Raw genomic sequence first — 13,995 nt, 5'->3', positions numbered from 1 at the left:
CCCTTCGGCAATTGCCGAAGGGCTCTGAAAGGGAGCGCTTGCTTGTTTAACTCAGCAAATCAATATTACGAAGCGGTGCAACAGCACCGTGCCAATAATAAGTTGTCCGAAGCGTCCTTATTGTGCACTCAGGGTTTAAAAGTTTACCCCAAAAGTGGGCAGCTTTGGATAGCTCTGTCAGACATCAGCATGGGGTTAGGGCAAAGTAAAACCGCCATCAACATGGCACTTAAAGCCATTGACTGTGAACCTGATACTTGTTGGCATTACTTTCATTTGGCAGGCTGTTACTTACACCTTCAAGTGTTTGCACCAGCAAAAAGCACCCTAGACCGCGCACGCACCATAATGTCGCGAAACACCAGTGCAAAAGCATGGGACAAACTGGGCGAACTGTACTATACCGCCAATAATATTGACGCTGCCATCAATGCACACCGCCAAGCGCTTGGTTTTTGCCCCGACAGTGTTAGCAGCAAAAATCACCTGGCAGCCTTGCTACGTTTTAAAGGCCAGCTTGATGATGCAGAACAGCTTTATTTAGACGTTTTACGCTTACAGCCTGACAGCTACCAAGCTTGTTATAGCTTGTCCCAACTTCGCCGAGTGAAAACCCTTTCGCCTTTGCTTAAAGCCATCGATGAATGTGAAAAAGCCCTGCCTGCAGGCCACCATGGACACATCATGCTGCAGTACGCTAAAGGCAAGGTATTAGAAGACACCGGTAACTTTGATGATGCATTTAACAGCTATCAAAAAGGGGCACAGTTAAAGCGTACACAGCGCCCTTACGATGTGGCACAAGATATCTTGCTTATGGACACCGTATGCCTTGTATCCGATGCCTTGCAAACTGCGGCGTTGCCTAGCCCTAAAGCCGACGCAACCCAAACCCCTATCTTTGTACTTGGGCTACCTCGTACCGGTACCACCTTGGTAGAACGTATTTTAGATTCTCACCCCCAAGTCACCAGTGGCGGCGAGCTTAATGCGTTTCCTATGGCGCTGTTAGAGGCCGGCGGGAAAACCCTTTCTGCAGGTTTAGATGGCCTCAATGCCGATTTAATCAACGCCTTAGATAACGACGGACTACAAACACTGGCTAACCGTTACCTGCAGTTAGCCAATAACAACATTGAAGGTGCTACCCAGTTTGTCGACAAATTACCTTACAACTTTTTGTACTGTGGCTTCATTTTGCAAGCCATACCCAACGCCAAAATTGTTCACGTAAAGCGCAACCCTTTTGATGCAGCCATCAGCAACTTCAAAATGCTGTTTGATCGGGGCTACGAGTATTCTTACGACCTTGAAGATACCGCGCGGTTTATCGCGGCCTATGAACAGTTAATGGAAAACTGGAAGCAACGTTTCCCCGGCCAAATTCATACCGTGGAATACGAAGAGCTTGTTAAGCACCAACACACACAAACTCAAACACTGTTGCAGTTTTGTCAGCTCCCTTGGGCCGACGACTGCCTTCATTTTCATCGCAATAGCAGTGCTAGCCAAACGGCCAGTGCCAGTCAGGTTCGTGAACCCATTTATCAGCGTTCAGTCGCCCTGTGGCGTCAATTTGACAAGCACCTTGTACCGTTAAAAAACGCTTTTGCAGCACAAGGCATCATGCCAGATACCAGCAAGGAACAATCATGAGTAAGCTTGATGTTTTTCAATCTATGTGGGCCATGGAATACCGACGCCCAGACGGTTTCGAGTTAAGCCTGGAACAAAAAATAAAGAAAATCGCTGACGCCGGTTTTGTGGGTCTGAGCTTTGATATCGGTTACCACTCCTTTGAGACCATTCAAACCGCCATGCCCCTGTTACAGAAGTACGGCTTAGAGTTGGTGTACAACGCCTTTGTGAAAAGTGTGCCCCACTATGAAGAAATCATCGAATTTGTTGCCAGTCAGCCGGTGCAGCCTCGCTTTATTGCCATCGTTGGACAGATAGAACCCTACAACGTAGACAATGTGGCCGAGGTTACCCGTCAGTGGATGGCCATTAGTGAAAAAGCAGGCATTGTTTCCCATGTAGAAATTCATCGAAACTGCATGACAAACGACCTTTTGTTTACCTTACAACTGATGGATCGCGTGCCCGATTTACTTATGGTGGCAGATTTATCTCACACTTTAGTCAATCAGGAATACTACTTGCCTCTACACGATATGGCTAACCAACGTATCTCAGAATTTTTGACCCGCGCAGAAGCTTTTCATGGCCGAGTCGCCACCCGAGAACAGGTGCAGATTCCTCTTATGTTCGAACAAAGCCAGCCCTGGTTTGATTTATTCAAGCAGTGGTGGCTAGAAGGTTTTCAAGGATGGTTAAAACGTCATGGTAAGCAAAGCGACGATGCCTGCGTATTTTTATGCGAATTAGGACCACCGGTTTATGCCATTACCGATGGCAACGGCGAAGAGTTAAGCGATCGCTGGGAAGAAGCACTGATTTTACGGGAAACCGCACAGCAATTATGGCAACAGGCCATGGCTGACCAGTAAACAGACAATAAAACGCCGTTACCGGCGACAAAGGCCAAATGCTTTTACAAAGGTAATGAGGTGTGTAAGTAAAGGTAATAACACGTTATGCAGGAAAGAACATGTGGTGAAGCGTTAACCGCGTTACTGGAAGCCTATGGTGTAAACACCGTTTTTGGTATTCCTGGGGTTCATACCATCGAGCTTTACCGCGGATTTAACCACACGAATATTCGCCATGTCACCCCGCGCCACGAACAGGGGGCAGGCTTTATGGCTGATGGCTATGCCCGAGTAACCGGCCAACCTGGGGTTTGTTACATCATTACCGGGCCCGGATTGACCAACATCATCACTGCCATGGGTCAAGCCATGCAAGATTCCGTTCCAATGCTAGTTATTTCGTCGGTGAATCGTACCGAACAGCTAGCCATGGGCGAAGGGCGATTGCACGAACTACCAAACCAGGCCGGCATTACGGCTGGGGTTTCGTTGTATAACCACACCTTACTTAGCGTAGACAATTTACCTAAAGTCATTGCCCGAGCATTTACCGTATTTAACAGTCAACGTCCGGGCCCGGTGCACATCGAAATTCCCATTGACGTGCTATCGGCCGATGCCAGCCACCTTGATCTAACGCCTTGGCCATTACCCCACCGCCCCATCGCAAATCCTAGCAGCATTGAGCAAGCCGCCGCCTTATTAAAAGACGCCAAGCGCCCGTTAATGATCTTAGGTGGTGGTGCCCGAAATGCAGGCATAGAAGCCAAAAACCTGGCAGAAAAACTCGCGATGCCTGTGGTTAATACCTGCAATGGCAAAGGGGTGATCCCTGGCGATCACCCGTTAAGTATTGGCTCTACCCCTTCTCACCCAGCTATTCGAGAAGAAATTGAAAAAAAGGCTGATGTTGTACTGGCAGTAGGCACGGAATTATCAGAAACCGATTATGACTTTTTCTTTTTAGGCGATTTAGCCATTGACGGGAAGCTTATTCGCGTAGATATCGACAATGCTCAGTTGTTAAGGAATCATCGCCCTGATGTGCCGGTATTATCTGATGCCAAACAAGCGTTAGGGGCAATCGTCGACACACTGGCAGATGTAAACCGTGATATGAACGACCATATTGTGGGGTTATGCACACAACTTAAAGAGCGTACCCGGGATATGAAGAAGCCTGTGTACGCCAGCTTTTTTAAAACCCTTACCGAAGTATTAGGTGATTGCGTGATTGTGGGTGACTCTACCCAACCGGCGTATTACGCACAGGCCTATTATGAAACCCAACACACCGCCCGTTATTTCCATTCTACCACCGGCTACGGCACCTTAGGTTATGCCTTTCCTGCTGCCATTGGTGCGGCGCTAGGAGCGCCAGATAACGCGGTAGTGGGTTTAACCGGCGATGGCGGCGGCCAATTTAGTCTAAATGAAATTATCAGCGCTGTAGATGCCAACGTAGCGGTTATTTATATCGTTTGGAACAACAGTGGCCACGGTGAAATTCGTCGATTTATGGACGATGCCAAAGTAACCCGTACTGGGGTGGATATTACCTCGCCCAACTACGCGGCACTGGCCTTAGCCATGGGCTGTCCCTCTGCCAAAGCCAATAGCTTGGCAGATCTTAAAAAGGCCTTAGTAGAGGCGAAACAACACAACGGCCCCTTTCTTATCGAGCTAGACGAAGCCTCACTCGATTGCGGCTATGCATTTTAAAGGAGCCGAGGTTAATGAACGTTTATCTTAATTCTACTTCAGCTAGCGCCGGTTCCCCCGTCAACAGGAGAGCACGATGATTAAAACAGAAGCTTCCACCGCAAAAATCGATGCCACACCGTTAATTGTATGGGCAAAACTGTTTTGCTGTTCGTTATTTGGTATTGGCTTTTTCCTCGTACCCTTTACCTATGACGGCTCTTGGACCATCGTACTGGGCGTAGTCTCAAGCTTCTTTGCGACCCTGTTGGGCGACAACATGAAGTACTTTACTTGCAGCATCTTTATTTTAGGCGCGGTATTGTCGGCTATTTACAACCTTACTCCTCATGCCTTTGCCATACGCCTGCCTCATAGTCGGCGGCTCATGGCCACGCATTGGTCGTGGACAGTGCTTACCCTTATTGGTGGCCTCACCGCCGCCATGACCTTGTTTCAAGTGGGGCCAGAATGGGTGACCAGCAAAGAAACCGGTGTCACTGCTTACATTGATGTGGCTGGCGCCATCTTCTTGCTAATTGGCTTAGGCTGTTTTTTCCTGCCATTTCTTACCGACTATGGCTTGTTAGATTTTATCGGCACCTTGTTGCAAAAAGGCTTCCAAAAGTTTTTTAACCTGCCCGGACGCGCCACCATCGATACCTTGGCCTCTTGGGTAGGCTCCTCAAGCATTGCCGTGGTGATGACCAACTATCAGTACTTACAAGGGTATTACAGCGCCCGAGAATCAGCGGTTATTGCTACCAATTTTTCGGTGGTGTCGATTCCCTTTGTGCTACTGACTTCTCAGGTTGCGGGTATCGAGCAGTATTTTCTGCCTTTATACGGCACCATGTTTGGTATTTGTATTTTATGTGCCGTGATTACGCCCCGGTTACCGCCCCTTTCTTCATTCAAAGACGAGTATTTTGAAGGACAAGAAAAGCAACTTAACGAAGATGTGGATTCTGGTGAAAGCCGCTTAGTGGTGGCGGGTCGACGTGCTATCTCTACGGCCAAAAAAGCGCCGTCGCCGCTGCAGTCTATGAAAAAAGGCTTTTGGTCTATGTTCGACATATACCTCATGATGATGCCTGCAGCCATGGCCATCGAGTTTTTAACTTTAGCGGTGTATTACAACACCAGTGTGATGCAAGTACTGAGTTATCCGGCGTATTTACTGCTTGAGTTGCTACGTATTCCTGAAGCGGAGATGGCAGCGCCAGGTATGTTTATCGGGCTATTGGATCAGTTTGTGCCCACCATTATTGCAGGTAACATCGCCGACCCCTTTACCAAGTTTATTTTAGCCGGCCTTTCGATTACCCAGCTTATTTTCTTCGCAGAAACCGCTCTTTTAATTATGCGTTCTGCCATTCCATTAACCATTATGCAATTAATCGCTATTTTTGCGATTCGCACTGTTATCGCCTTTCCTATTTTGTATGGCATGGCGCATCTTCTGTTTTAACCCAGCCTCACTACCAACAACATAACATTCTTCGTATGTTCCCTGTTTGTTGGCTGTGGTTAGATAGAACATAAAGAACAGGCACCCGAACAATCTGGAGTAAACAATGACCGTGGTAGATTCTATTACCAGTGAACACGTTGCTTTGCATGGACTACCAGCAAGCGTATTTAAAGATCCTAATACTTATAGCGCCGAGTGCGACGCCATTTTTGCCAACGGTTGGGCCAGTATTGGCTGTGGTCAGCAAATTCCAAAACCTGGCGACATCATGCCTATTCGTATTGCTGGGCAATCACTAATTGCCATTCGCAATAAAAACGGTGAAATCGGTGTATTTCATAATATTTGCCGTCATAAAGCCGCACCGTTAGTAGATGAACCCTGCAACAAACGTTCTTTGGTATGCCCTTATCATAAGTGGAGCTTCAAAATTGACGGCTCGCTATTAAGTGCCCCTCGTTACTTCGGTAAAGAAAACAAAGTGATGTCTGCTGAAGATAAAGCTGACAAAGGGCTGATCCCTGTTCGATTTGCTGTCTGGTGGGACATTATCTTTGTTAACGTCAGCGGTGACGCCCAACCCTTTGACGAATTTATTAAGCCCCTTGATGACTTGTTGTCCGACTACCCTAAAGATGACATTCAGATGGTAAGTACCACCGATTATGCCGGAGAAGTGAATTGGAAACTTGCCGTGGACAACTTCCTTGACGGCTACCATGTGCCTTTTGTGCACTCCCAAGCCTGCACCGTGGAGTCGGTACTGGAACAGGACGACTTATTTTTGTCTGACGATATTGTAGGGTTAAGACTAAAAAATGGCGCCAGTGCCAAACCAGCCAAAACCAGTAAGCAATTACCCCATTGGCAGGGCTTACCTGAAGATAAAAAAGGCACCCAGCAATGGTTTGGTATTTTCCCTAACACCTTATTTTTTGTGGATCCCTGCTGGGTTCAAACCATCGTGATTAAGCCCATGGGTCAAACCACCACAGACGAATCGTTAAGTATTTATGTGGTAAGTGAAGACGCGGCCAGTGACGAATATCAGGCCGAGCGAGATCGTCTTCACGAGGTGCTCAACGAAGTGAATGAACAAGACATAGAATTGCTCGACAAACTGCAAGTAACCCGCAGCAATACTATTGCCAATCAAGGGCACTTGAATAAAGCATGGGATCAGGTGAATATGACCTTCCACCAAATGTGGCTAAAACAGATGAAAGCCGCATCAAGCCACAAGTAGGATCTCAATATGTCTTTTTCTTCGAATACACAGTTACTTGCCACTTCCGCCTTCATTAATGGCAGTTGGGTTACTAAGCCAAGCACTTTCGCGGTCACCAATCCGCTAAATGGCGAGCATATCGCCGACGTCAGTGACTGTGACGAAAACGATGCAGCATCGGCGATTGAAGCAGCCAAACAAGCTTTTCCAGCTTGGGCCGCCATGCCCGCCATCGAACGCAGCAAGCTACTAAAGCGCTGGTATGCTTTGATCATAGAGCACCAAGATGAACTGGGTAAAATACTAACGCTAGAACAAGGTAAACCCTTAAAAGAAGCCGTGGGCGAAATTGGTTACGGTGCCTCCTTTATTGAATGGTTTGCCGAAGAAGCCCGACGTTTATACGGTGACACCATACCATCGGCATCGCCCAATAAGCGCATTGTGGTGATTAAACAACCCGTAGGCGTGGTTACCTCCATCACGCCATGGAACTTCCCCAATGCCATGATTGCCCGCAAAGCGGCGGCAGCACTGGCAGCAGGTTGTACCTTTGTGGTTCGTCCTGCCACCGAAACGCCCCTATCAGCGCTGGCTTTGGCGGTTTTGGCCGAGCAAGCCGGAATTCCAAAAGGTGTACTAAGTATTGTGCCCGGCTCTGATGCCGCCGGCATAGGTAAAGTAATGACTCAGCATCCTGACGTTGCCAAATTTTCTTTCACCGGCTCTACCCGGGTAGGCAAGATACTGACCAAGCAATGCGCCGACTCGGTAAAACGGGTATCTATGGAGCTTGGCGGTAATGCGCCTTTTATTGTATTTGAAGATGCCGATCTTGATGCGGCGGCCACGGGGCTTATTCAGTCGAAATACCGCAACGCGGGGCAAACCTGTGTGTGTACAAACCGTATTTTGGTGCAAGAAAGTGTTTACGACAAATTCCTCGCCATATACGCAGACAAGGTCGCCAGCCTTAAAATGGGTGACGGCCTAGCTCAAGGGACCGACATTGGCCCCATGATCCATGAAAACGCCTGCAAAAATGTGCACGGATTAGTGGAAGATGCCATCGAAAAAGGGGCCACCTTAGTACTTGGCGGTACCCCCGCCGGTGACGACAATATTTATCCTCCCACGGTGTTAGGAAACGTTACCTCTGACATGCGCGTTTTTCGCGAAGAAATCTTTGGCCCAGTGTCACCCATCGTGAAATTCTCTGACGAACAGCAAGCCATCGCCATGGCAAACGACACTGAATACGGGTTGGCATCCTATTTTTATTCTAAGGATATCGGGCGAGTATGGCGTGTATCTGAAGCGCTAGACTTTGGCATGGTAGGTATAAACGAAGGTTTGATTTCTGATACTGCCGCCCCGTTTGGTGGCGTTAAGCAATCAGGAACGGGCCGTGAAGGTTCCCATTATGGGTTAAGTGATTACACCAATATTAAATATCTCTGTATGGGGGGAATTGGGCAGTGAAAGTAGATGAGACAGTGATGAACAACGAGCAATTGCAACAAAGAAAAGACAAGGTGTTCGCCCGCGGACAGGGTAACAGCTACCCTGTATACGTAAAAGAAGCCCGCAATGCAGAAGTCTTTGATGTTGAAGGGAACCGATTTATTGATTTTGCCACTGGTATTGCCGTTTGCAATACCGGGCACAGTCATCCCGACGTTGTTCAAGCTGTTACTGAACAGGTAAGCGCGTTTAGCCACACCTGTTTAATGGTAAACCCTTACGAAAGTGCGGTGGCGTTGGCTGAAAAGCTTACGGCACTCGCGCCAGGCGACTCGGCCAAGAAAGCTATTTTTGTCACCACTGGGGCTGAAGCCGTAGAAAACTGCGTAAAAATCGCCCGTTGCCATACCGGTCGTCGGGGTGTGATAGCCTTTAACGCCGGTTTTCATGGTCGCACTAATTTAACCATGGCACTGACGGGCAAAATTGCCCCTTACAAAAAAGATTTCGGCCCCTTTCCAGGTGATATTTACCATGCGCCGTTTCCTAATGCGCTGCACAATATTACCGAGCAAGATGCCCTCTTTGCGATAAAGAACCTGTTTAAAGCCACCATTGCCGCGGAAGACGTTGCGGCCATTATTATCGAGCCGGTACAAGGTGAAGGGGGTTTTAATGCGGCACCCGCTAGCTTCTTAAAAACCTTGCGCAAACTGTGTGATGATCATGGCATTGTGCTGATTGTAGATGAAATTCAAACTGGGTTTGGTCGCACAGGAAAAATGTTTTGCTGCGAATATGCTGGTATTGAGCCTGACTTAATGACCATGGCAAAAGGCATCGCTGGCGGGTTTCCTCTTTCTGCGGTAGTGGGTAAAGCTGACATTATGGATGCGCCGTTACCGGGCGGATTAGGCGGCACCTATGGTGGTTCTCCCGTCGCCTGTGCTGCAGCGTTAGCCGTATTGAATGTCATCGAAAAAGAGCACTTAATTGACAAAGCCAATGGGTTGGGCGAATTATTCAAGGCGCGACTGCAAGGGCTTAAACAACGCTACCCAGATTTCATCTCAGACGTCCGTAATACCGGTGCCATGATTGCCATTGAATTTATGTACAATGGCGACCCAGAACAAACCAACCCAGCACTGGCCCAAGCCATTATTGCTAAAGCCAAAGAGCACCATCTTATTTTGCTGGCCTGCGGTTACTACGGGAATGTTATACGCTTTTTACCCGCCCTTACCATGACCCCAGACATTGCGTCTGAAGGTTTAGACAACTTCGAACAATTATTGGCGTCGTTGTTAGATAACGCGGAAGAGGTAAGTTACTAATGCATTGTGTGATCGTAGGTGCTAGCCATGCTGGGGTGCAAGCAGCAGTTAATTTGCGCGCCCAAGGCTATGACGGTGAAATCACCCTCATTAGCGCTGAAAAAGTGCTGCCCTATCAGCGCCCGCCGTTATCTAAAGCGTTTTTGCAGGACACCTTACCCGAGCAACGTTTATGGCTGCGACCTGAAGCATTTTATCAACAAAAAAACATCAATTTGATGCTAGATACCAACGTAGTTGGCATAAACCGTCAGTCTCAAACTGTGGAATTAGCGAATGGTCAGTGTCTTGCTTATGACGATCTTATTTTAGCCACCGGTGCCTCGGTACGCCGCCTAAGTATTGCTGGGGCCGATCTTAAAGGGGTGTATTATTTACGCGACCATCAAGATGCCACTGGGATAAAACAGGCCCTGCCTAAGGTAAAAAAGGTCGTGGTTATTGGCGGCGGCTATATTGGCTTAGAAGCGGCGGCCTCGTTGCGAAAAATGGGTAAAGAAGTGACCGTGCTAATAAATAGCCAGCGTCCTTTACAACATTTAACCAGCCCTGGGATCAGCGATTTTATCACCGCATTACACCAGCAAAATGGCGTAACCATTGTCACCAATACCATGGCAGTGGAAATCACCGGCGACACACAGGTTACATCGGTCATTGCCGATAACGGTAAACACTATGAGGCTGATATGGTAGTAGCCGGCATTGGTGTACAACCAGCGCATTCATTGGCGAGCGGCTGCGGATTAAATGTGAGTAACGGTATAGATGTAAATGGGTTTATGCAGACCAACGACCCGCATATTTATGCCATTGGCGATTGCGTGAATTTTGCCCACCCCGTATACCACAAAAAACTACGTATTGAGTCGGTGCAAAACGCAACGGATCAAGCCAAGACCGTGGCGTTAACTCTATGCAATAAACCTGCACCTTATAACGCGTTTCCCTGGTTTTGGTCTGATCAATACGATGCAAAGCTGCAAATTGCCGGTTTATCTGCCGGTTATACCGATGTGGTTGTGCGCCAAGAATCAGAAAAAAGCCTCGCGGCGTTTTATTTTGTGCACAATAAATTGATTGCCGTTGACACCATTAATCAAACCAAATCTTTTATGGTGGCACGCAAGTATCTGCCCCAATTACCTGAACTAGACAAGACCCTGTTGGCCGATGCCAACATACCTGTTAGCGATATATTCACAGGAGCACCACAAGCATGCCTAACATAACCTTTATTCTACCCGATGATAGCCAAATGACGGTGACGGCTATCGACGGCGACAGCCTAATGCAAACAGCCGTAGATAACGGCATTGAACAAATTACCGCAGATTGTGGTGGATGTTGTTCTTGTGCTACCTGCCACTGTATTGTGGATACCGCTTGGGTAGGTAAAGTTACCCCGCCAGATAAAATGGAAACCGCGCTACTTGAAAGCGCCATTGACGATTGTCAACCCGGTAGCCGTTTATCTTGCCAAATCACCTTGTCTGACGACTTAGAAGGGTTGGTGGTCAAAGTACCAGAAAGCGACTGGTAATATACAACAAACGCAATAAAAAACGGGCTTTGCTATAACGCAAAGCCCGTTTTTTGCATTTATACGGCGTTTAAGCAAACCGTGCCATAAACCTGTCTATGCGCTCACAAGCATCAGCAAGCTGCTCATCATCCACCACATAAGAAATCCGAATGTAGTCGGAGGCGCATTGACCAAAGGCCGTCGCAGGCAACACTCCGATACGCTCAAATTCTAGCAGAGCTTCGGCAAATTGCTGAGCGTTTAGCCCTGTCTGACTAACGTTGACCAGTAAAAACATGGACGCTTCTGGAGGCACACAAGACAAATTCTTATGCTTTTTAAAGCAAGCCACCAAGGTATCTCTTCTGCGCTGATAAGTGTCTCGCATGTGCTGTGACGCAGCGACGGCGGATTTATCCGTTAACGCCGCATAAGCTGCCTGTTGCACAAAGCCCGGTAGCCCGTACAGCATACACAAGGACAAATTAGACATGTGTTTGGTAAGGGTTTCAGGAGCAATGGCCCAGCCCGCTCGCCAGCCAGTCATGGCATAGGATTTTGACAAACTGTTTAAGGTTACCGTGCGCTCTGCCATGCCATCGAAGCCGGCAATACTTAAATGCTCACCGTCAAACACGGTTTGGCTGTACACCTCATCGGACACCACCCACAAATCATGCTTAATGGCGATATCAGCAATAAATTGTAATTCTTGACGATTTAACATTACGCCACTGGGGTTATTGGGCGTGGCAAAAAATATGGCCCGAGTTTTATCAGTAATGGCATTGGCCAGTGCGTCGGCATCTAAGCGAAAGTTATTGTGTTTATCCATGGCCACGGGCACCAGTTTTGCGCCAGTAAGCTGAATACATGCCTCGTAAGTAACATACATGGGTTGCAGCACAATGGCTTCATCCCCCGGAGCTAAAATACACAACGACGTGGAAAACAAAGCGTTTTGTGCCCCAGCCAGTAAAATCACGTTGTCTTTACTGACCAGTTGGCCGCATTTTACTTGATGCTGTCGAGCGATTTCTCTTCGTAAGGGATCACGCCCCTCAATTTCCACATAATGGGTATCACCTTGCCTAAGACCACTCACCGCCGCTTCCACCACCGCGGGTGGCGTATCAAAGTCTGGATCGCCAATACTTAGTATGATGACACCCGGATCTGTTTCTTTTAAAGCGGTGGCTTTAAAATGAATATCCCAAGCATCCACAGTTTCTCCCTGAATGGCCTGGGTTAATGGCGCATAACGCATAAATTTTTATCCTAACAAAAACGTAACGCTTCAAGCCCGCGAAAGACCCCATGCTTTCACGGCAATAAGGTTACTGAAAGATAATGGCTTTGGTTTCGGTATATTCTTTTAGGCCTTCTATGCCCCACTCACGACCGTTTCCAGATTGTTTGTAGCCGCCAAAGGGAGCGTCGGTATTAAAATAGGCGCCTTGAATAAGGCACTGACCCGCCTTTAACTGGGCCGCAATGTCTAAAGCTTGGTCTTTATCTTCTGCAAAGACCGCTGACGACAGACCATATACCGTATCGTTGGCAATATGGATGGCTTCATCAAGACTGGCATAAGGAATAATACACAGTACGGGACCAAAAATTTCTTCTCGGGCAATGGTCATATCCGGCGTGACGTTAGAAAAAATGGTGGGCATCACGTAAGCGCCATTTTTAAGGTGTTCCGGTAATTCTTTCCCCCCGCAAAGCAGTGTGGCACCTTCGTTAATACCCGCATCAATGTACCCATGAACCCGCTGTTGCTGCAATTTAGAGCTAAGAGGGCCCATAAGTGTATCTGGGTGAAGAGGGTCGCCAGGGGCCCAAGCGGAAACAAGATTTAGGGCAATATGCTCGACTTCAGCAAGGACATCACGGGGAACAAGCATACGAGTTAGCGCGCTACATGTTTGGCCTGAATTTATCATTATGTCTTCTACGCCGTACTTAACGGCAGCGTTGAGATCAGCGCCGGGCGCAATGATATAAGGCGACTTGCCGCCAAGCTCTTGGCAAACCCGTTTAACACTGGGGGCCGCTGCCTGAGCCACCTTAATACCGGCCTGTGTCGACCCAGTAAACGACACCATGTCGACATCGGAGTGACTACACAGGGCTTCACCAATATCTCGTCCAACCCCGGTTAGTACGTTTACCACGCCAGCAGGGACACCACACTGATTAATAATATCGGCTAAAATTAAGTCTTGTAGAGGCGTTTGCTCAGCAGGCTTGATCACCACAGTACAACCGGCAGCCAGCGCCGGCCCTAGCTTTCCAACTAACTGGGACAAGGGATAATTCCAAGGGTTGATGAGCACGCAAACCCCTATGGGCTCGTGTACGGTAACAAAGCTTTCGTGCTGCTCTTGTTTGTCGACTTCACATGCTAAATCAGCAAAACTGCGGAAGGAATCGATGGCTCCTTGTACCTGAATATCGTCAGCAAAAGCTAGCGGACATCCCATGGAGCTAATGATGCCGTGAATAAGTTCATCTTTGCGCGCTTCCATAACATCGGCAATTTGATGAATTAAAGCAGCACGTTGGGCGGACGAGGTTGCACTAAAATCTGCAAACGCCTTTTTCGCCGCCGTAATGGCTTTATCCACATCATCGGTAGTGGCTGCTGGCACTTTGGCTATTACCTCGCCATTGGCTGGATTCACCACATCTAAGGTCTCACTGCCAGTGCTGGCTAGCCATTCACCGCCGATATAAAGCTTTGTATAATTTTTCATCCGCTGATTCCGTTT

Annotated in this window: 11 protein-coding genes; 9 read left to right on the top strand and 2 right to left on the bottom strand. The window is 48.0% G+C overall.

The window, feature by feature from the left end; translation table 11 throughout:
- The first annotated feature begins 42 nt into the window (after nucleotides 1-42).
- The 9 genes from KO501_RS16830 (at nucleotide 43) to KO501_RS16790 (ending at nucleotide 11,239) form a co-directional block, all read left to right on the top strand.
- A complete protein-coding gene (locus KO501_RS16830) occupies nucleotides 43-1,656 on the top strand; it encodes a sulfotransferase (protein WP_216030854.1) in 1,614 nt (537 codons plus the stop codon).
- The gene (locus tag KO501_RS16825; RefSeq protein WP_216030853.1) at nucleotides 1,653-2,510 is read left to right on the top strand and encodes a hypothetical protein; all 858 of its coding nucleotides are present in this window, start codon (nucleotides 1,653-1,655) and stop codon (nucleotides 2,508-2,510) included. Before KO501_RS16830 ends, KO501_RS16825 begins: the two co-directional genes overlap by 4 nt.
- Nucleotides 2,511-2,597: 87 nt before the next feature.
- Complete coding sequence (locus KO501_RS16820; RefSeq protein WP_216030852.1) at nucleotides 2,598-4,214, top strand: 5-guanidino-2-oxopentanoate decarboxylase; 1,617 nt, start codon at nucleotides 2,598-2,600, stop codon at nucleotides 4,212-4,214.
- A 76-nt stretch (nucleotides 4,215-4,290) separates the two neighbouring features.
- Nucleotides 4,291-5,664 carry a nucleoside recognition domain-containing protein gene (locus KO501_RS16815; protein WP_216030851.1) on the top strand — a complete coding sequence of 458 codons (1,374 nt, stop codon included), beginning with the start codon at nucleotides 4,291-4,293 and terminating at the stop codon, nucleotides 5,662-5,664.
- A gap of 106 nt (nucleotides 5,665-5,770) precedes the next feature.
- Nucleotides 5,771-6,913 (top strand): aromatic ring-hydroxylating dioxygenase subunit alpha, encoded by a 1,143-nt coding sequence (locus KO501_RS16810; RefSeq protein ID WP_216030850.1) that lies wholly within the window; start codon nucleotides 5,771-5,773, stop codon nucleotides 6,911-6,913.
- Between the two features lie 9 nt (nucleotides 6,914-6,922).
- Nucleotides 6,923-8,377, top strand: a complete 1,455-nt coding sequence (locus tag KO501_RS16805) for an NAD-dependent succinate-semialdehyde dehydrogenase (RefSeq protein ID WP_216030849.1) — start codon at nucleotides 6,923-6,925, stop codon at nucleotides 8,375-8,377.
- 17 nt (nucleotides 8,378-8,394) lie between these two features.
- Nucleotides 8,395-9,696 (top strand): 4-aminobutyrate--2-oxoglutarate transaminase, encoded by a 1,302-nt coding sequence (gene gabT, locus KO501_RS16800; protein WP_216031123.1) that lies wholly within the window; start codon nucleotides 8,395-8,397, stop codon nucleotides 9,694-9,696.
- Entirely contained in the window at nucleotides 9,696-10,928 is a 1,233-nt protein-coding gene (locus tag KO501_RS16795) for an FAD-dependent oxidoreductase (RefSeq protein WP_216030848.1), read from the top strand. The genes gabT and KO501_RS16795 overlap by 1 nt, the downstream gene beginning before the upstream one ends.
- On the top strand, nucleotides 10,916-11,239 hold the full coding sequence (locus KO501_RS16790; protein WP_216030847.1) for a 2Fe-2S iron-sulfur cluster-binding protein: 324 nt from the start codon (nucleotides 10,916-10,918) through the stop codon (nucleotides 11,237-11,239). The genes KO501_RS16795 and KO501_RS16790 overlap by 13 nt, the downstream gene beginning before the upstream one ends.
- Nucleotides 11,240-11,309: 70 nt before the next feature.
- Here the strand turns inward: KO501_RS16790 and KO501_RS16785 are convergent, their stop codons facing one another.
- On the bottom strand, nucleotides 11,310-12,488 hold the full coding sequence (locus KO501_RS16785; RefSeq protein WP_216030846.1) for an aminotransferase class I/II-fold pyridoxal phosphate-dependent enzyme: 1,179 nt from the start codon (nucleotides 12,486-12,488) through the stop codon (nucleotides 11,310-11,312).
- 70 nt (nucleotides 12,489-12,558) lie between these two features.
- Complete coding sequence (locus tag KO501_RS16780) at nucleotides 12,559-13,980, bottom strand: aldehyde dehydrogenase family protein (protein ID WP_216030845.1); 1,422 nt, start codon at nucleotides 13,978-13,980, stop codon at nucleotides 12,559-12,561.
- Nucleotides 13,981-13,995: the final 15 nt, after the last annotated feature.

Origin of the sequence: Alteromonas sp. C1M14 (assembly GCF_018860965.1) — a bacterium.
In the GTDB taxonomy this organism is placed as follows: Bacteria; Pseudomonadota; Gammaproteobacteria; order Enterobacterales; family Alteromonadaceae; genus Alteromonas.
The sequence above is the reverse complement of the archived record's forward strand: the minus strand, read 5'-3'. Positions and strand labels throughout refer to the sequence as shown.